The organism is Methylobacterium platani, assembly GCF_001653715.1.
Classification (GTDB): Bacteria; Pseudomonadota; Alphaproteobacteria; order Rhizobiales; family Beijerinckiaceae; genus Methylobacterium; species Methylobacterium platani.
The window spans coordinates 55,557-73,044 of sequence record NZ_LWHQ01000017.1 but is presented as its reverse complement, the minus strand read 5'-3'; the positions used below and the strand labels follow the sequence as shown (position 1 = coordinate 73,044).

13 protein-coding genes are annotated in these 17,488 nt (G+C 67.1%); 7 read left to right on the top strand and 6 right to left on the bottom strand.

The features are described from left to right. Nucleotides 1-8 precede the first annotated feature (8 nt). The 4 genes from A5481_RS10090 to A5481_RS33400 all read left to right on the top strand — a co-directional run bounded on the left by A5481_RS10090 (nt 9) and on the right by A5481_RS33400 (nt 5,463). Nucleotides 9-992, top strand: coding sequence for an ABC transporter ATP-binding protein (locus A5481_RS10090; RefSeq protein WP_064503923.1), 984 nt, complete (start codon nt 9-11; stop codon nt 990-992). After that, complete coding sequence (locus tag A5481_RS10085; protein WP_064503922.1) at nt 989-2,035, top strand: ABC transporter ATP-binding protein; 1,047 nt, start codon at nt 989-991, stop codon at nt 2,033-2,035. The genes A5481_RS10090 and A5481_RS10085 overlap by 4 nt, the downstream gene beginning before the upstream one ends. A 279-nt stretch (nt 2,036-2,314) precedes the next feature. Further along, on the top strand, nt 2,315-2,731 hold the full coding sequence (locus tag A5481_RS33405) for a hypothetical protein (protein ID WP_156655618.1): 417 nt from the start codon (nt 2,315-2,317) through the stop codon (nt 2,729-2,731). Continuing rightward, nucleotides 2,728-5,463, top strand: a complete 2,736-nt coding sequence (locus tag A5481_RS33400) for a KGGVGR-motif variant AAA ATPase (protein WP_156655617.1) — start codon at nt 2,728-2,730, stop codon at nt 5,461-5,463. The genes A5481_RS33405 and A5481_RS33400 overlap by 4 nt, the downstream gene beginning before the upstream one ends. 131 nt (nt 5,464-5,594) lie before the next feature. Here A5481_RS33400 and A5481_RS10080 read toward each other — a convergent pair whose 3' ends face one another. The 3 genes from A5481_RS10080 to A5481_RS10070 all read right to left on the bottom strand — a co-directional run bounded on the left by A5481_RS10080 (nt 5,595) and on the right by A5481_RS10070 (nt 9,060). Further along, entirely contained in the window at nt 5,595-6,500 is a 906-nt protein-coding gene (locus tag A5481_RS10080; protein ID WP_082984914.1) for a carbohydrate ABC transporter permease, read from the bottom strand. Further along, nucleotides 6,497-7,366, bottom strand: a complete 870-nt coding sequence (locus A5481_RS10075) for a carbohydrate ABC transporter permease (RefSeq protein WP_064503921.1) — start codon at nt 7,364-7,366, stop codon at nt 6,497-6,499. The genes A5481_RS10080 and A5481_RS10075 overlap by 4 nt, the downstream gene beginning before the upstream one ends. A gap of 314 nt (nt 7,367-7,680) precedes the next feature. After that, on the bottom strand, nt 7,681-9,060 hold the full coding sequence (locus A5481_RS10070; protein ID WP_048433946.1) for an ABC transporter substrate-binding protein: 1,380 nt from the start codon (nt 9,058-9,060) through the stop codon (nt 7,681-7,683). 316 nt (nt 9,061-9,376) lie between these two features. Between A5481_RS10070 and A5481_RS10065 the strand changes: the two genes are divergently transcribed. Continuing rightward, nucleotides 9,377-10,468: a mandelate racemase/muconate lactonizing enzyme family protein gene (locus A5481_RS10065; protein WP_048433947.1), complete on the top strand. Its 1,092-nt coding sequence runs from the start codon at nt 9,377-9,379 to the stop codon at nt 10,466-10,468. A 2-nt stretch (nt 10,469-10,470) separates the two neighbouring features. Then, the gene (locus A5481_RS10060) at nt 10,471-11,706 is read left to right on the top strand and encodes an ABC transporter substrate-binding protein (RefSeq protein WP_167350059.1); all 1,236 of its coding nucleotides are present in this window, start codon (nt 10,471-10,473) and stop codon (nt 11,704-11,706) included. A 12-nt stretch (nt 11,707-11,718) separates the two neighbouring features. Here A5481_RS10060 and A5481_RS10055 read toward each other — a convergent pair whose 3' ends face one another. Continuing rightward, nucleotides 11,719-14,151, bottom strand: a complete 2,433-nt coding sequence (locus A5481_RS10055) for a heavy metal translocating P-type ATPase (protein ID WP_048433948.1) — start codon at nt 14,149-14,151, stop codon at nt 11,719-11,721. Nucleotides 14,152-14,326: 175 nt separating this feature from the next. Between A5481_RS10055 and A5481_RS10050 the strand changes: the two genes are divergently transcribed. Further along, the gene (locus tag A5481_RS10050; RefSeq protein ID WP_245238811.1) at nt 14,327-14,965 is read left to right on the top strand and encodes a DUF1007 family protein; all 639 of its coding nucleotides are present in this window, start codon (nt 14,327-14,329) and stop codon (nt 14,963-14,965) included. On the opposite strand, the gene A5481_RS10045 is transcribed toward A5481_RS10050, so the two are convergent. Both A5481_RS10045 and A5481_RS10040 read right to left on the bottom strand, forming a co-directional pair. Further along, on the bottom strand, nt 14,932-16,344 hold the full coding sequence (locus A5481_RS10045) for an ATP-binding protein (protein WP_245238813.1): 1,413 nt from the start codon (nt 16,342-16,344) through the stop codon (nt 14,932-14,934). The two genes, A5481_RS10050 and A5481_RS10045, sit on opposite strands and share 34 nt — an antisense overlap. After that, nucleotides 16,313-17,449 (bottom strand): lysylphosphatidylglycerol synthase domain-containing protein, encoded by a 1,137-nt coding sequence (locus tag A5481_RS10040; protein ID WP_048433950.1) that lies wholly within the window; start codon nt 17,447-17,449, stop codon nt 16,313-16,315. The genes A5481_RS10045 and A5481_RS10040 overlap by 32 nt, the downstream gene beginning before the upstream one ends. Nucleotides 17,450-17,488 lie beyond the last annotated feature (39 nt).

The following is a 17,488-nucleotide window of genomic DNA, read 5'->3' as shown; positions in this document are numbered from 1 at the left end:
GTTCCCCCATGTCCCAACCCGTCCTCTCGGTGCGCGACCTGCGGGTCGAGTTCGCCACCCGCCGCGGCGTGCTGACCGCGCTCGACGGCGTCTCCTTCGAGATCAACCGCGGCGAGGTGCTCGGCGTCGTCGGCGAGTCCGGCGCCGGCAAGTCGGTGACCGGCTCGGCGGTGATCGGCCTGATCGACCCGCCCGGCCGCATCGCCGGCGGCGAGATTCGCCTGAACGGCGAGCGCATCGACAACCTCCCCCCGGAAGCGATGCGCAAGGTCCGCGGCAAGCGCATCGGCATGATCTTCCAGGACCCGCTGACCAGCCTCAACCCGCTCTACCGGGTCGGAAGGCAGATCGAGGAGACGATCCGCACCCATACCGATCTCTCCGCCAAGGCCGCCCGCCAGCGGGCGATCGACCTGCTGGCCGAGGTCGGCATCCCGGCGCCGGAGCGGCGCATCGACGGCTTCCCGCACGAATTCTCCGGCGGCATGCGCCAGCGCGTCGTCATCGCGCTCGCGCTCGCTGCCGAGCCGGAGCTGATCATTGCGGATGAGCCGACCACGGCCCTCGACGTCTCGGTCCAGGCCCAGATCATCACGCTCCTGAAGCGCCTCGGGCGCGACCACGGCACCGCCGTGATGCTGATCACCCACGACATGGGGGTGATCGCCGAGGCCGCCGACCGGGTGGCGGTGATGTATGCCGGCCGCGTCGCCGAGATCGGCCCGGTGGCGGCGGTGGTGGGCGATCCGCTCCACCCCTACGCCAAGGGCCTGATGGGGGCGATTCCGAGCCTGTCGCACGAGGCCGACCGCCTCGCCCAGATCCCCGGCGCGATGCCGCGGCTCTCGGCGATCCCGCCCGGCTGCGCTTTCAACCCGCGCTGCCCGAAGGTGTTCGCCCGCTGCACGGTCGACCGGCCCGAGCCCCTGACGGTCGGCTCGCACCGGGTCGCCTGCCACCTCTACGACGCGACCGGACAGGCCGCCGCATGAAGCCCCATATTGCCTTGAATCCCGTGATCGCTCCCCAGCCCGACTACGTGCAGGTCCGCGACCTGCGCCGCCTGTTCGACGTCTCGCGCCCCTGGCTCAACCGGGTGATCGAGCGCCAGCCGCGCCAATACTTACGCGCCGTCGACCACGTCTCGTTCTCGGTCGCCAAGGGCGAGACCCTGGCGATCGTCGGCGAATCCGGCTCCGGCAAGTCGACGGTCGCCCGCATGGTGGTCGGCCTGATGCCGCCCTCCGACGGCGAGGTCTCGATCGCCGGCATCTCGATGACCGACCCGCGCCAAGCCGCCGAGCGGCGCCAGCTGCGCCGGCGCATCCAGATGATCTTCCAGGACCCCTACGCCTCGATGAACCCGCGCTGGCGGGTCGACCGGATCGTCTCCGAGCCGATCCGCGCCTTCGGGATCCTCAACGGCGAGCGCGAGATTCAAGGTAGGGTCGGCGAGCTCCTAACCCTGGTCGGCCTGCACCCCGACGACGGCAAGCGCTACCCCCACGCCTTCTCGGGCGGCCAGCGCCAGCGCATCGCCATCGCGCGGGCGCTCGCCTCCGAGGCCGAGTTCCTGGTCGCCGACGAGCCGACCTCGGCCCTCGACGTCTCGGTCCAGGCCCAGATCCTGAACCTGATGCGCGACCTCCAGGACCGGCTCGGCCTGACCTACCTGTTCATCAGCCACAACCTCGCCGTGGTGCGCCACATGGCGAACCGCATCGGCGTGATGTATCTCGGCCGCATCGTCGAGATCGGCGGCGGCCGCGAGCTCTTCACCGCCCCGAAGCACCCCTACACCCGCATGCTCCTCGATGCGGTCCCGGATCTTGCGCATGTCGGGAGGCAGCGGGTGCCGGTGCAGGGCGAGATACCCAACCCGATCAACCCGCCGTCAGGCTGCACCTTCCACCCGCGCTGCCCGTTCGCGAATGACCGGTGCAAGGCGGAGGTGCCGGTGTTTCGGGATGGGGTGGCGTGTCATGCGGTGGAGGAAGGGCGGTTGATGCCGGGGGGTGTGGCTGCGGTGGCTTAGTTATTTGTGCAACGATAAAGAAACTGCGCACAGACGAAAAATCGCGATATCCATGACAGTATGCAATAATTCTAGCAATTGAGAAATGGCGTACGAATTTTTTTAATGTCGATTACTTCCTGAATCAAGCATCAAATGTGCAGAGTTTTATTTTAATTGTTATTAAATTGCATAATTTGGCCTTCTCGGGTGTCGTCCCGAGAAGGCCATAGCTCGAAACAACGATTGACAATCGGGATTTTTTCGTAAAATTCGCGCTGGGAGGATTTCCAACGCACCATGATCAATCCGCCTGCCCTCACTCTTCGCCGCCGCTCGGAAGAGTTATTTAACTCCGCCGAAAGAGAAAGACCGCACAAAGAAGATTCTGCTGCGCTGTTACTTTTTTACGCAGTTGAATGTGGCCTCAAATCTATATATATGCTAAGAAATAATCTAAGATCCACTGATGACGAGCGGGCGAACGCGCAGTCAGCCCGCAGTTTTTCTCATAATATAGTCAACCTGATGATCGCGCTGAACATTTCCCGCGTGAGCATCCGACCCGCCCCGCCAATCGTGATCGCGCGTTCCGGCTTATCAGGCCATCCTCTCGTGCTGCATGAAGCATGGCGGTATGGTGAGAAAGTTAAAGACGCAAATACGATTTATGATTGGCTCGCGTCACTGATTGATTGGTGCAGGAAAAATAGATGACCATATCTGATCAATCTCTGATGACTTGGCTCGATGTCGCAAGAAGTCTCGCGCGCGTCGAACCAGGATCCTCTCCATTTCCTCCAGAGGTCGTCTCCGCGCGCGTCGGGTGGTTTGGAGTTCTGATTCAGACTGATGCAGTCGTAGCAGAGGATATCATCGCAACTGCTCTCGAAGAACTTTTCCCATCGCGCATACATAAGAACCCACTTCGAATAGCGTTAGACAGCGGAGCTGTGGCCTCTGAACTAGAAATCGAAATAGAAGTAGGCACTGTCTCGTTAGCCCCACGGCAACCGTTTGGTGTTGTCGATGGGTGGATCGACTTTCGGCGCCCCGCGTTAAAGCCCAACAGGCGCGCTGTGCCTATTGCAGCGGCTCTCAGTGTGAAGGGTGGCACTGGTCGGACAACCACAGCCGTCGCCTTTGCACTGCATTGGGCGGAAGCGGCCAACGGCCCAATACTACTTGTTGATGCTGACCTTGAAGCCCCTGGAATCAGCTATCTTTTTGAAGCTTTTGCCGGAAGACCGAAAATCTCTTTGGAGGATTTGATTACCCTTGCACATTCCGAAGGAACAGACGGAGCCCCTGCAACAACGACATTCGTCGCAGAGCGCTTGCGCGATCATCTGCTAACTGGAAATATTTATGTCTTGCCGTTGCGGCGCGACATCGACGAGCTAGCAAGCTCATCAGTCAAACCAGAACATTTATCGACGCCAGAGCGCCCTTTTGCGATGGCCGATCTACTATCTCATGTGGGTGAAAAACTTGGGGCGGTCGGCATAGTCGTAGACGTGAGAGCCGGACTAGTTCCGCTTGGCGTAAATTTAGCTATGGATCCAGATGTATCGCCAATCATCGTTACCAGCTTGGCCGAACAATCAGTTCGCGCTACGACGGATTTTTCAGCATTCCTTGCGCGTGAGTTCCGGCGGGCAGGCGCCACCCCTCGCCGACCACTGCTCGTTGTGAATCGTGTGCCGCTCGTTTTTCGGCAAACCGGCATGGATAAAAAAATCACCGAACCACTTATTGCAGGCTTGGTCGATACTCTAGTGGTTGGCACTGATGAGGTAACGTCATCCCAGGACATCTACACAGCCGTACCAGAAATTCAGCCATACATTCAAGCCAACGTTCCTGAATTAGCTGATATGCAAGTTCCCACAGGCAATTGGCGCGATTTCGTCGAGCAATTGCAAAATAGCGGATTCTCGCGCGCACTCTCAGAGAGTCTCCATGAATTTTTAACTACAGAGCTTTCTTTTAAAAGAAAGGATACCACGCCTATAGCATCTCCGGAATCTTCACCGAGTAACCGACGTCAGTTGCTTGAGTCATTTGCCAACCAGCTTATAGCAGCTGAAAACGTCCAGGGAAAAGTACCCCGCCCGCTGGTCACGCAGCCGCTTAGTGCGCTGTCGTCTCGATACAAATCTGAGGTGCCGATCGCTATTGCGGAGGGAGCGAAGGGAACAGGAAAAACCTTGGCCGCTCGTTATATTGTATCTAAATATAATTGGAATTTGGTTGTTCAAGATTTGATTGGAGCTAGAGATGCTGTTGCAGCGCATTTAATACCTGTCACGGCCTCAGTTCAATCAAGTGAAATATTTCAACGCGAAGCCGACGATGCTAGGCGTCTTAACAGCGGTGCGCTTGGTTTATCCGAGCCACTCAGCATATACGACACAACAACATTCATAAAAGATAGAATTAGTTCAAACTTAACAGAAAATCAGTGGGTTTCCATATGGCTAGATATAATCGCTTGGAGCATAGGTTTTAGACCTCGATCTACAGGTGCCGGCGAAGAATTTTTCAGCGAGCTTAGGAGACAAGAAAAATCCGTCATCGCCATATTCGAAGGTCTTGAAGAATTATATAGCTCGGTAGCGGATGCGGGCGTAGAGCCTGCTATGAGAGCGCTGCTAATTTCTTTGCCTCAAAAACTGCGTTCTGAACCGCGTAGACCGATTGGAATTCTTACTCTTGTACGCCGCGATACGGTAGAAGCAGCTGTCAAACAAAATCTCGATCAATTTCGCAGGGAGTATGCGCCATTTGCCCTCAACTGGACTGAAGAGGACGTACTTGAGTTAGCAGCATGGCTAGCAGACCAATCGAACGCGCTTCCGGGCCTCTGGTCAAACGGATTTCGTGAACGCCCTGCCGCAGAGCGCGCCACGCTGCTTGAACCGCTTTGGGGAAGCAAATTGGGGCCTGACGATCAACCTGGACGTAGGACTAGAGAGGCATACACAGCAACATGGGTGATCGCGGTTCTCTCTGATCTGCGTGGTCGCCTTGTACCGCGCGATCTCGTCCGTTTATTAGCAAGCGCGGCAAAAATCGAGCCGGACAAGGAGGAGCTTGACCTCTACACCAGCAGGCTCCTCACTCCCAGATCTCTAAGAACAGCCGTTGAGCCAACAAGCAGTGTCAAGGTATCAGAAACGGAAGAAGAGATAGCTGAGCTCAAGACGGCGTTTGATAAATTCAAATCGCAGGCTGACGAATTGTCTGTTCCGCTCACAGATGGAGTAATTGCGCAGCTAGGACTTACACCAACTGAGGTCAGCTCACTCGTGCGCCACGGCATCATATTTGGAGAAAAGTCGCCTTACGAGGTACCCGAGCTTTTCCGTCGTGGTCTAGGATTGAAACATTCAGGAGCGCGACGTAGCGTCGTGAATCTATATAACCGTGCGAGAAAGCGCCTATAATCGATATTTATAGGAATTTTTGCTCCGGCAAGCATGATTAGCTGCGGTAGTTGAGCCATAGAAGAGACCGATAGCGAACGCTAACGTTCGCTATCGGCCGCAAATGTCAGATTGCTGAACCGCTCGTTCCGTCAGCTCTTCACCGCCCCCGCCGTCAACCCACCCACCATATACCGCTTGAACACATAATAGATCGCGGCCGGCGGCATCGCGTAGATCAACCCGGTGGTCATCAGCAGCTCCCACGGCGAGTCATCCGCCGCCAGGAAGCTGCCCAGGGCCACCGGCAGGGTCACGTCGGTGTCGCGGGAGAGGAGCAGGAAGGCGAAAAGGTACTCGTTCCAGGCGAGCAGCAGCGCGTAGACGCCGATCGCGACCAGCGACGGGACCATCAGCGGCAGGTAGACGAAGCGGAAGAGCTGGGGCGGCGAGGCGCCGTCCATGATCGCGGCTTCGTCCAGCTCCACCGGCAGCTTGTCGGAGGCCTGCTTCAGCACCCAGATCGCGTAGGGGCTGGCGATCGTCACCATCGCGAGGATCAGTGCCCACTTGCTGTTCAGCAGCCCGTACGCTCCCATCGTCTTGTACATCGGCACGGCCAGGAACGCGGCCGGGATGAAGTAGGTGAAGAGCGCCATGTTCATCACGGTCCGGCCGCCCTTCACCTTCAGGCGGCTGATCGCGAAGGCCGCCGCGGTGGCCACCAACAGCGTCAGCACGCCGGTCGCGAAGGCGATGACCGCCGAGTTCCAGAATTGCTGCCAGAAGTTCGACAGGAAGTAATGCTGCTGCCCGAAGACGATCTTGAAATTCTGCAGGGTCGGGTGGGCCGGAAACAGCGCCCCCGACATCGCGTCCTGCTTCGGCGAGATCGCGAACAGGACGAGGTGGTAGATCGGGATCACGGTCCAGAGCAGGACCGGGATGCCGATGAGGAGGAGCTTCGCCTCCGTGCCGGCCGCGCGCAGCCAGTTGGTGCGGGCGGCGGAGCGCTCCTCGGCGGACGGCGTCGCGCGGGCTGTCAGGGTCGTGCTCATTTCGAGAGCCTCTTCATCAGCACGTAGACCAGCGGCAGCACGAACGGCATCGCGCAGACCACCGCCGCCATCGAGTGGTCGACCTGATCGAGGCGCAGATACCGGATGCCGAGCGTCGCGAGCACGTGGGTGAGGTCGGCGGGACCGCCGCCGGTGAGCAGGTAGACCGAGTTGAAGTCGCCCAGCGTCCAGATCATCGACAGGATGGTGCAGGTCACGTAGAGCGTTCGCATCGACGGCCAGGTGACGTGCAAAAACTTCTGCCACTTGGTGGCGCCGTCGACCGAGGCCGCCTCGTAGAGGTCGGCCGAGATGGCGAGCCGCCCGGCGAGCAGGATCAGCGTCCAGAACGGCAGCGACTTCCAGATATGGACGCCGATGGCGAGCGTGAGGGCCAGCGACGGGTCGTTGAGCCAGTTCGGGCCGTCGTCGCCGGTGAAGCGGAAGATCAGCTGGTTCACCACGCCCCATTCGGGGTTCAGCATGAACCGCACCGACAGGATGGTGGGGATCGACGGCACCGCCCAGGGCAGGATGAACAGCACCGACAGCCAGCGGATCCACTTCCGCTCGTTGGTGAAGAAGCCCGACAGCAGCAGCGCGATCGCCATCTTCACGTTGATGCCGACGATCAGGAAGATCAGCGTGTTGACGACGGCGCGGGCGAAGATCGGGTCTTCCGCCAGATGCACGTAGCTCGCGGGGCTGCGCGCCAGCCACAACCCGTAGCCGATCGGGTAGATGACGAAGAAAGTGAAGATCAGCAGGTAGGGCGCGATCAGGATCAGCCCCCAGGCCTGCCACGAGGTCAGGCGGAAGGGCTGGGCCGCGGCGACCGGCGCTGCCTCAGCGACCGTTGCGGACATGGTCGGTCTCCTCGATGAGGCCGGGATGGGGGGTACGCGAAAACCGAGAGCGGGCCCCGAGCGCCGTGCGATCGGACCCCGCTCTGGATGATGTGGGTTGAGGCACGTGTGCCTCTCCTCTTGTTCCGCGGGTCTGGGCGGGACTGTCCTTCAAAGGATCGAGCGCCCTCCCCTCCCCCTTGTGGGGAGGGGTCAGGGGGTGGGGGTGGTGCCGGATAAGGCTCAGAGGTGCCTTCTGCACCACCCCCACCCCTAGCCCCTCCCCACAAGGGGGAGGGGAAGCGCCTTAACTTCGAACGATCAGACCTGCCGTCTTACTGCCCGGCGATTTGCTTGACGCGGGCCAGCATCTCGTCGGCGGCCTTCTCAACCGGGACCTTCTCGCTCACCACCCGGTTCATCGCCTTGGCGAACACGTTCTCGTTGTTGACCAGCGTGAACTTGTAGTTCTTCACGTAGTCGAACGGCTCGGTGCCGGACTTGAACTGGTTGTAGACGGCCTTGCGGTGCTTGTCGGCCTGCCAGAACGGGCTCTCGATCGACTCCTTCGTCACCGGGAACCAGCGGCCGATCGCGCCCTCGACGTAGGGACGGAGGTTGTCCTCCTCCATGATGAACTTCACGAACTCCTTGGCCGCCGCCTTGTTCTTGGCGCCCGAGAACACGACGCCGTGCTTGACGTCGGCGCGGTAGGTCATCGGCTTGCCGTCCGGCCGGGCCGGGAACGGCGCGGTGATGATCGTCTCCTCGTAGGCCTTCTTCGCCGCCTCGCGCTGCTCGGGCGTGTTGTTCGGGTTGACGCTGTCCTCGTACCACTTCGCGGCGATCGAGATGGTGAAGTTGTGCGTCATCACCGTGGTGCGGTTGTGGAAGGCGACGTTGTTGTCGGGGTCCTTCCAGGTCGTGGCCGAGGGCGGCACGCAGCCCTTCACGTAGGGGTCGGTGTAGTCCTTGAGCGCCTTGACCAGCCCCTCGCGGGTCTTCGGATCGTCGACGGTCAGCTTGCCGTCGCTGTCGACGAGCCGGGCGTCGTAGGCGTCCATGAAGGCGTAGAACGACTGGAAGCTGTCGGTCGACTCGACGCCCATCGGCGCGCCGATGCCGTAGGTGCGGGTGCCCGACGCCTTGCGGTAGGCCGGCTGGACCTTGTCGCACCAGAACGCCCAGTAATCGGCCCATTTCTGCGGGATGTCGGCCTGCTTGAAGCCGGCCTTCTCCAGCATGTCGCCCCAGATCTCGGTGTGGAGCGTCTGGCGCTTGAGCGGGAAGCCGTAATAGGCCTTCTTGCCGGTCTGCCCGTTCATGAGCAGCACGTGCTCGACGGTCTGGGGCGCGAAGCGCGGCATCATCGGCTGGAGGATGTCGGTGAGGTCCTCGAGCTTGCCCTCGTAGGCCCACTTGCCGGCGGCCTGGTTGTTGTAGGTGTCGGAGTAGCCGACGTCGGGCGGCGAGCCGGAATCGAGCGCCGCCACGGTCTTGGGGATCATGTCCTGGATCGCGTATTGCGACAGCTCGACCTTGATCCCGGTCTTCTGCTCGAACTTCTTGATCGTCGCCCAGAGCGACTCGTCCTCGGACCGGTAGAAGCCCTTGCTGAACCAGACGGTGAGCGTCTTGTTGTCCTGCGCCACGGCCGGCAGCGCTGCCAGCATCAGGGCGCCCAGCGACAGCGCTCCCGCGATCACTCGCTTCATCGGTCCGTTCCTCCCATCCGCCTCGTTGATCGGGCGATCGTCCGATATATCAGCACGGGACGGGCCCGGAGGCAATTCGGCGGAAGTCAACACAAGGTAGGCACCATCCGAAATTGGATCGCGCACGATGGATCGCCCCGAGGGCGACGATCCGGCCGCCCATCGCGCGCCCGCGATAATAATCGCGAGGCGCCCGCCGGCATGACGTCACGATCACGTCTTGACCACATGGCGGCCCGCCAATAGACCTTGGCCATAAATATAAGACTGGTCTGTCCGGGCGCGGCCGATGAGCTGCCAGGCAGGGAGGAACGCCATGCCCCGCATCGTTGCGCTGGAATCCGGCTACTACCGGGTGCCGCTGGCGGTCACCCTCAGCGACAGCATGCACGGCGACATGCCCGACTTCGAGCTCAACACCGTCCGGCTGCGCGATGCCGACGGCGCCGAGGGCGTGGGCTACACCTATACCTGCGGCCGCAACGGCGCGGCGGTCGAGGCGATCCTGCGGCGCGACGTCCCTGAGCAGGTCGTCGGCCAGGAGGCCGACCGGATCGAGCACCTGTGGCAGCGCCTGTGGTGGGGCCAGCATTACGGCGGCCGCGGCGGCCCGACGGTGCTCGCCCAGTCGGCCGTCGACATGGCCCTGTGGGACCTGAAGGCGAAGCGCCTCGGCCAGCCGCTCTGGACCCTGCTCGGCGGCCACGATCCGCGCGTGCCGGCCTATGCCGGCGGCATCGACCTCCAGCTGCCCCTCGACCGGCTGCTGCGCCAGACCGACGACAACCTGAAGAAGGGCTTTCGCGCCATCAAGATGAAGGTGGGACGGCCCAGGCTCTCCGAGGATGTCGAGCGGGTGCGGGCGATGCGCGAGCATCTCGGCGACGGGTTCCCGCTGATGGCCGACGCCAACATGCGCTGGAGCGCCGACGAGGCGATCCGCGCCGCGCGGGCGTTCCAGCCCTTCGACCTCACCTGGCTGGAGGAGCCGGTGATCCCGGACGACGTCGCCGGCCAGGCCCGCGTCGTGCGCGAGGGCGGCCTGCCGATCGCGGCGGGCGAGAACCTGCGGACCCTGTGGGACTTCAAGCAGCTGATCGCGGCCGGCGGCGTCACCTATCCGGAGCCGGACGTGACCAATTGCGGCGGCGTGACCCCGTTCATGAAGATCGCCCACCTGGCGGAAGCCTTCAACCTGCCGGTCACGTCGCACGGCGCGCACGACGTCACGGTGCACCTCCTCGCCGCCTGCCCGAACCGCTCCTACCTCGAGGCGCACGGCTTCGGCCTCGACGCCTACATCGCCGAGCCGCTGGCGATCGAGGACGGCGCCGCGGTGGCGCCGGACCGGCCCGGCCACGGCATCGCGTTCGACTGGACGGGCCTCGACCGGATCCGGGCCTCGTGACGATGCGTTCGATGCCGGGGTCGCGGCGCCCGGCCCTCCTCGCCGCCCTCCTCGCCGCGAGCCTCGCCACCGCACGCCCCGCCGCCGCCGACTTCTCGGACGGCAAGGTCAGGATCGGCGTCCTCACCGACATGGCGGGGGTCTATGCCGACATCACCGGCAAGGGCTCGGTGGCGGCGACCCAGATGGCGGTCGACGACTGCCTCGCGGCCGAGTGCCGGGGAATGACCATCGAGGTCGTCTCCGCCGACCACCAGAACAAGGCCGACGTGGCCTCCGCCCTCGCCCGCGAGTGGATCGACCGCCAGGGCGTCGACGTGCTGACCGACATGTCGAACGCCTCGATCCAGCTCGCCCTGCCGCCGCTGCTCAAGGCCAAGAACCGCCTCGGCCTGTTCCCGGGCGGCACCGCGCGGCTCACCGGCGATTCCTGCCTGCCGAGCCACATCGTGCAGTGGATGTGGGACACCTACGTCCAGGTCGCCGGCGTCGCGACGACCCTGACGCAGCCCGGCACGACCTGGCAGCTCGTCACCGCCGATTACGCGCTGGGCAACCAGCTCGAGGCCGATACGCGCCAGCTCGTCGCCCGCAAGGGCGGGCGCGTCCTCGGCTCGGTGCGCCATCCCTTCCCGGCCGCCGACCTCTCGTCGCAGATCGTCACCGCGCAAGGGTCGGGCGCCGACATCGTGGCGCTCGCCAATGCCGGCGGCGACACGATCACCGGCGTCAAGGCGGCGCGCGACTTCGGGCTGCTCGGCGGCGGCCAGCGTCTCGCGGCCTTCTTCCTCACCGTGATGGACGTGCGGAGCATCGGGCTCGAGACCGCGCAGGGCACGGTGCTGACCGAGGGCTTCTACTGGGACCTCGACCCGGGCACCCGGGCGTTCTCGGCCCGGTTCCGGGCGCGCCACGGCACCGTGCCCTCGGCGATCCATGCCGGGATCTATTCGGCGGTGCGCCACTACCTGAAGGCGGCGGCCGCCGCCGGCACCGACGAGGCCGGCGCCGTGATGGCGGCGATGCACCGGGTGCCGATCGCCGACGAGGTCGTGCGCAACGCGCGCCTGCGCCCGGACGGGCGGATGGTACACGACGTCTTCGTCTTCCGCGTCAAGGCGCCCGCCGCCTCGATGGGCGAGTGGGACTTCTACGAGACGGTCGCGACGATCCCGGGCGAGCAGGCGTTCCGGCCGCTGGAGCAGGGGAACTGCCCGGCCCTCGCGACGGGACGGTGAGGCCGCCGGGCCTCACGCCCGCCTGAGCCGCAGCGCGTTGCCGACCACGAACACGCTCGACAAGGCCATGGCGCCGGCCGCCAGGACCGGCGACAGCGACGGCCCGCCGACCGCCCGCAGCACCCCGGCCGCGACCGGGATCAGCGCCGCGTTGTAGGCGAAGGCCCAGAACAGGTTCTGGCGGATGTTGCGCATCACGGCGCGCGACAGGCGCAGGGCCTCGGCGACGGTGGCGGGATCGCCGGCCATCAGCACCACGTCGGCGCTCTCCACCGCCACGTCGGTGCCGGTGCCGATGGCAAGCCCGATCTCGGCCTCGGCGAGCGCCGGGGCGTCGTTGATGCCGTCGCCCACGAAGGCGACCGGGCCGTAGCGCTCGCGCAGAGCCCGGACGGCGTCGCGCTTTCCCGCGGGCAGCACCTCGGCGAGCACGGTGGCGATGCCGAGGCGGCGGGCGACGCCCTCGGCGGTGCCCCGCGCGTCGCCGGTGACGAGGGCGACCGCGAGGCCCTGGTCGATCAGCGCCCGGACCGCCGCGGCGGCGCCGGGCTTGACCGGGTCGGAGACGGCGAGGACCGCCGCCGGCACGCCGTCGAGGGCGACGAAGACCGGCGAGCGGCCCTGTCCGGCCAGGCGCTCGGCCTCGGTCTCCAGGCCCGCGAGGTCGAGGCCGGCGAGGTGACGGGCGGCGCCGATCGCGACCGGCCGCCCGCCGGCCCGGCCGGTGACGCCGTGGCCCGGCACCGCCACGAAGTCGCTCACCGGCGGCAGGGCCAGCCCCTTCTCGGCCGCCGCCGCGACGATGGCGCGGGCGATCGGGTGCTCGGAGCGGGATTCGAGGGCGGCGGCGGCGGCCAGCACCGCGTCGGGATCGAAGCCGGGAGCCGGGATCAGGTCGGTGAGGGCGGGGCGGCCCTCGGTCAGGGTGCCGGTCTTGTCGAAGGCGACCACGCGCACGTCCTCCAGCGCCTGCAGGCCGGCGCCGCTGCGGAACAGCACGCCGCGCTCCGCCGCCCGGCCGGTGCCGACCATGATCGAGGTCGGCGTCGCCAGCCCCATGGCGCACGGGCAGGCGATGATCAGCACCGCGACGGCGTGGACCAGGGCCTCCCCGAGCGCCGGGGCCGGCGCGAGGGCGAGCCAGGCGAGGAGCGTCAGGAGGGAGAGGCCGAGCACCGCCGGCACGAACCGGGCGGTGACCCGGTCGGCCACGGCCTGGATCGGGAGCTTCGCACCCTGCGCCGCCTCGACCATGCGGACGATCTGCGCGAGCGCGGTGTCGGCGCCGACCCGCTCGACCGCGACGGTGAGCGCCCCGGTGCCGTTGACGGTGCCGCCGGTGACCGCGTCGCCCGGGCCCTTCGCCGCCGGCACCGGCTCGCCGGTCAGCATGCTCTCGTCGACGCGGGACGTGCCCTCGACGACCCGGCCGTCCGCCGGCAGGCGCTCGCCGGGGCGGACCCGGACCCGGTCGCCGACCCGGAGATCGGCCGCCGGCACCTCGGTCTCGGCGCCGTCCCGCAGGAGGAGCGCGGTCTTCGGCGCGAGGCCGACGAGGCGGGCGATCGCCGCGCCGGTGCGGCCCCGGGCCCGCGCCTCGAGGGTGCGGCCGAGCAGGATCAGGGTGACGATGAGGACCGAGGCCTCGAAGTAGATGTGGGCCGCGCCCGCCGGCAGCAGGCCGGGCGCGAGGGTCGCGACGAGGGAGTAGAGGTAGGCGGCGCCGGCGCCGAGGGCGACGAGCGCGTTCATGTCCGGGTGGCCCCGCACCAGGCCGGGCAGGCCGCGGGTAAAGAAGCGCCGGCCGGGCCCGGCGAGCACCAGGGTGGCGAGCACGGCCTGGAGGCCGGCGCTCCAGGAAATCCCGAAAATCCCGGCCATGGGCAGAAGGCCGTGGCCGGCGCCATGCGCGCCCATGTCGAGCACCACGACCGGAAGCGACAGCAGCGCGGCGAGGATCAGGTCGCGGGTCAGGGCGTCGGCCTCGCGGGGCGCCGCCGGCGCCCCCTCCGCCTGCGCCGTCGCCGGGCGCGGCTCGTAGCCGGCCTCGCGCACGGCCGCCTCGAGGGCGTCGCGCGGCACGAGGCCGTCGGGATGGCGCACGCTGACCCGGCCGGTGGCGAGGTTGGCGCTCGCCGCCCGCACGCCGGGCACGCTTGTCAGCACCCGCTCGACCCGGCCGGTGCAGGAGGCGCAGGTCATGCCCTCGACGGAGAGTTCGGTCACCGTCTCGGGCACGGCGTAGCCGGCGCCCTCCACCGCAGCCGTGAGCGCGGTCGGGTCGTTGTCGGGCGCGAGGTCGAGGGTGGCGCGGCCGGTGGCGAGGTTGACCGCCACCGCCTGCACGCCCGGCACCCGCTTCAGCACCCGTTCGACCCGGCCGGTGCAGGAGGCGCAGGTCATGCCCTCGACGGGCAGGGTGAGGCGGCGGGCGGGTGCGGTCATGGTGGCGGTCTCCCGCGACGGATGTGGGGTGCGGGGCGGCGTTGCGACATGGCCGGGATCGCCGCCGGCCGTTGCGTCACGAACATGGTTTCGCCGCGCTCTCGCTCCAGAGGGCGGAGCGGTCCCGGGACACGGTCGGGACACGATCGGGCGCGGGCCGAGGCGGGAGCGGATGATGATCGGGCGCGGACTGGCGGCCTTGGCGATGCTGTGCGGCACGGCGGGAGCGGCGCTCGCGCACCCGCACGTCTGGGTGCAGGCCCGGGCCGAGCTGGTGCTCGACCAGAAGCGCAACCTGGTGGCGATCCGGGAATCCTGGACCTTCGATCCGGAATACTCCGCCTTCGCGGTCCTGAACCTCGATTCGAAGCGCGACGGGGTGCCGGATCCGGCCAAGCTCGACGCGATGGCCGTCGAGCGCCTGGACGCGATGGCCGAGACCGCGTTCTTCACGCAGGGAAAGCTCAACGGGCGCCCCCTCGTCCTCAAGGCCGGCCCCGGCCCGAAGGCGAGCTTCGCGCATGGGCGCCTCACCATGGAGTTCACCCTGGTGCCGCAGGGGCCCGCCGCTCCGGTGCGCACCCTGGTGGTGAGCTTCGACGACCCGGACTTCTACGTCGCCTTCGGGCTGCCGCCGGGGGATCCGGTCAGGCTGTCGGGCAGCCCGGATTGCGTGCTCAAGCTCAACCGCCCGGCCCGGGAGGCCCAGGAGGGCGAGCAGCTGATCCCCGACGGGGAGGCCACCGGCACCCCGGGCGCCGCCGCGGCGGCGGCGGTCGACTATACCGGGCGGCTGCTCGTCGCCTGCCCCTGATCGGGGATGGCCGCCGCCCTGGACTCGCCGTGGGCGGGAAGCAGGGCGCGGAAGGTCGCCCCCTCCCCCGGCGTGCTCTCGATCACCAGCCGGCCGCGATGGCGGTTGAGGATGTGCTTGACGATGGCGAGGCCCAGGCCCGTGCCGCCCTGTTGCCGGCTCGAGGCGGCGTCGACCCGGTAGAACCGCTCGGTCAGGCGCGGCAGGTGCTCGGGCGCGATGCCGGCGCCCTCGTCGCGCACCGCGATCTCGATCTGGGGCGGCCGCCCGTCCTCCGCCGGCAGGCGGCCGAGCCGCACGTCGACCCGGCCGCCGTCGCCGCCGTACTTCACGGCGTTCTCGACCAGGTTCTCGATCACCCGCAGGATCTCGTCGCGGTCGCCGAGGACCCGCTGCGGGCCCGGCTCGGCATCGAGGGCGATGGCGACGCCGCGCTCGCGGGCGATGAGCCCGAGCGCGTCGGCGATCTGGCGGGCGAGCGGGGCGACGTCGACCACCTCGGTCGGCGGCACGTGGGCGCGCAACTCGATGCGGGAGAGCGACAGCAGGTCGTCGATCAGCCGCGTCATCCGCAGGGCCTGCACCCGCATGATGCCGAGGAAGCGCTCGCGCGCCTTGGTGTCGTCCCGGGCCGGGCCCTGCAGGGTCTCGATGAAGCCGAGCAGCGAGGCGAGCGGGGTACGCAGCTCGTGGCTGGCATTGGCGACGAAATCGACCCGCATCGTCTCGAGGCGCTGGGCCGAGGTGAGGTCGCGCAGGAACAGCACCACGTTCGGGCCGCCCCGCCCGGCCTCGCCGCCCTGCATGGCGCCGATCTGCACCTCGAAGGTGCGCTCGGTCGGCACCCGGGGGGAATACAGGGTCTTCAGCGGCTCGCCGGTGCGCAGGACCGTCTCGATGCCGTCGAGCACGTCGGGGTCGCGCAGCGCGAAGGAGAGCGGGTGGCGCGTGCGCAGGGAGGGCAGGAGCGCGCGGGCGGCGGCGTTGGTCTCGATCACCAGGGCGCGGCGGTCGATCAGGATGACCGGGTCGGGGATGTTGGCGAGCAGCGCCTCGGCGATGCCGTGGCGGCCGCTCCTGGCTTGCGCGTCGGAGCGCGGCACCGGCTCGCCCCGGCGCGGCGCGGCGACGAGGCCGCCGGCCAGGAGGGCGAGGACGGCCATCAATCCGGTGCCGAGATCGGGGCCGTGCAGCCAGGTCAGGCCGCCGACGAGGATCAGGACGGCGCAGAACGCCCCGCGCCAGGCCGCCCGCCGGGCGGAGGAGAGCGTGCCGGCCGCCCCCGGCAGGAACGGCGGCGGCGCGGCCGGCTCGTCCGGGGCCGCGCCGTCCGGCGTGGGCCCGGGCTCAGGGCGTCGGGTCGCTCTCGGCGGCATCATCGTCGGGCGCCTCCCGCGGGGTGAGGCGCGCCCGCTTGGCGATCTCATAGGCGCCGAGGGCGGCCAGCGCCACCACGAACGGCACCAGGTAGTAGCAGACCCGGAACAGCAGCAGCGCGCCGAGCACCGATTCCCGCGGCAGGCCCGAGAGGGCCAGCAGCACCGTGGCCTCGAACACCCCGAGCCCGCCCGGCGCGTGGCTGGCGATGCCGAGCATCGCGGCGAGCACGTAGATCGCCACGAAGGCCTCGAAGCTGACGCCGTGGCCGGCCGGCAGCAGCACGTAGAGCACGCCGGCCGCCGCGCAGACGTCGCCGGCGCCGACGAGCATCTGGCTCAGGGACAGCTTCAGGCCCGGCAGCTCCAGGCGCCAGCCCCGCACCTTGACGCTGCGCCGCCCGACCGTGACCCAGGCGAGGTAGCCGAGGACGGCGGCCAGCGTCGCGACCCCGAGGCCCTGGTTGAACAGGACGCTCGTGTAGGTGAGGTGCGAGAGCGGCTCGGCCTCGCGGATCAGGCTGATGCCGAGCACCGCCCCCATGCCGAGCCAGAAGGTGAAGCCCGCCACGATGGTGAGCGCCGCGATGCGCCCGGGGCTCAAGCCCTGCCCGGAATAGATCCAGTAGCGCACCGTGCCGGCCGTCAGCAGCGGGAAGCCGAGGTTGAAGCTCACCGCGTAGCTGGTGAAGGAGGCGAGCGCGGTGGTGCGGTAGGGCACCTTCAGCCTGAGCTGGCGCAGGGCCAGCGCGTCGTAGCAGGTGAGGAAGAGGTAGCTCACCACCACCAGCAGGATGGCGAGCCCGATCTGGTTCGGCGTCGCCGCCAGGAAGGCGGTGCGCAGGTCGGCCCAGGTGACGGTGGAGACGAGCTTGCCGAGCACCCCGAGGGAGATGACGAACAGCACGACGCTCGCCACCGTGCCGATCCAGGCATAGCGTCGGCGGTGGCGGGCGTGGCGCTCCTCCGGCGCCGACGGGTCACGCCCGGGATCCTGTCCGGGATCTTGCCCGGCCGGATCCTCGTCGCGCGGCGGCGCCGTCCCGGCCGCCGCGTCGCGCAGCCGCTGGGCCTGCGCGAGGTTCTTGTCCTGCGTGGCGAAATTCATCGCGTCGGCGTCCGACTCCGCTGGTCGCCGGCGCGAGCC